This window comes from Paraburkholderia sp. NMBU_R16 (assembly GCF_013282575.1).
In the GTDB taxonomy this organism is placed as follows: Bacteria; Pseudomonadota; Gammaproteobacteria; order Burkholderiales; family Burkholderiaceae; genus Trinickia.
Window position 1 is genome coordinate 1 of the sequence record NZ_JAAAYE010000238.1, and the last position, 877, is coordinate 877.

Consider the following 877-nt stretch of genomic DNA (forward strand, 5'->3'; position numbering starts at 1 on the left):
CGCATTCTGCCGCAACCAGCCATACCTCAGCTTGTCGATTCAGAGCGCCTCAAGGGTTCGCTGCGCCGGGCTTACGCCCGCCCTTGACCCGCTAACATCACCCACTCGGAATTCAAAAGAGGCAGTTGTTAATGGACACGATGCTCGCGTCAGAACACTCGGGCTTCAAGGCGACTTTGCCGGGCGCTTACTATTCAAGGTAAATTCGTGCGTGTGCTTACTAGCCTCGTCGATCTGGCGAACGTAGCTCGATACAGAGTCAGCGATACCCAATTGCGCCGCACGCATCTGCAACAGTTCCGCGCGAGTCTTGCCCGCTTGGTCCGCTGTGCGCTGTAGCTGCGAGACGAAGTTATTGATTGCTCGGGCGGAGGCATTGGAGCCGTTCTGCGCGGCCTCTGCGATAGCCTGTTGTGCTACCCGGACGCGCTCCGCTGCTGCGGCCTGGGTTTGCATGAAGGCATCGGCGGACTTCCGCGCCTTGTCGATCTCTGCCGTGTAGCCGGATGCGTCTGCGGTTACACGAACGGTAGTGGCGTTGTTAGCCATTAGCGCGCGTGATTGCTCAGGTATTGACTCACGGCGTCTTTGACGAGCGCGCTAACTGTGCGGTCCTGCTCTGCCGCAAGTTGTCGCAGCGATTTTCGCACCTGGGGGGAAACCTTCGCGCCGATCACTGTCTCGCGTGAATATGGCTTCGGGTATTTGTTTTCTTCGTTGGGCATATAAATTAACAAGGGTTAACAAAAGAGGCTCTTTTGAAAATGCAGTGGGTAACGCGGCTCACGAGGCATGCGGGTTGAAGCTGGAGAAATCTAGCTTGCCGGCGATGAGGAACAGCACGGTTCGCATTGTTTCGAAGCGCGTGTAGCCGCGC

General features: G+C 57.2%; 2 protein-coding genes. Both read right to left on the reverse strand.

The window, feature by feature from the left end; translation table 11 throughout:
* Positions 1-165 precede the first annotated feature (165 nt).
* Positions 166-549 carry a hypothetical protein gene (locus tag GWC77_RS28045; protein WP_173262826.1) on the reverse strand — a complete coding sequence of 128 codons (384 nt, stop codon included), beginning with the start codon at positions 547-549 and terminating at the stop codon, positions 166-168.
* On the reverse strand, positions 549-725 hold the full coding sequence (locus GWC77_RS30435) for a ribbon-helix-helix domain-containing protein (protein ID WP_173262829.1): 177 nt from the start codon (positions 723-725) through the stop codon (positions 549-551). The genes GWC77_RS28045 and GWC77_RS30435 overlap by 1 nt, the downstream gene beginning before the upstream one ends.
* Positions 726-877: the final 152 nt, after the last annotated feature.

What these genes read in the sequence shown, in the direction of transcription:
- GWC77_RS28045 (WP_173262826.1), bottom strand. Translation starts at nt 549, where the DNA reads ATGGCTAACAACGCCACTACCGTTCGTGTAACCGCAGACGCATCCGGC.
- GWC77_RS30435 (WP_173262829.1), bottom strand. Translation starts at nt 725, where the DNA reads ATGCCCAACGAAGAAAACAAATACCCGAAGCCATATTCACGCGAGACA.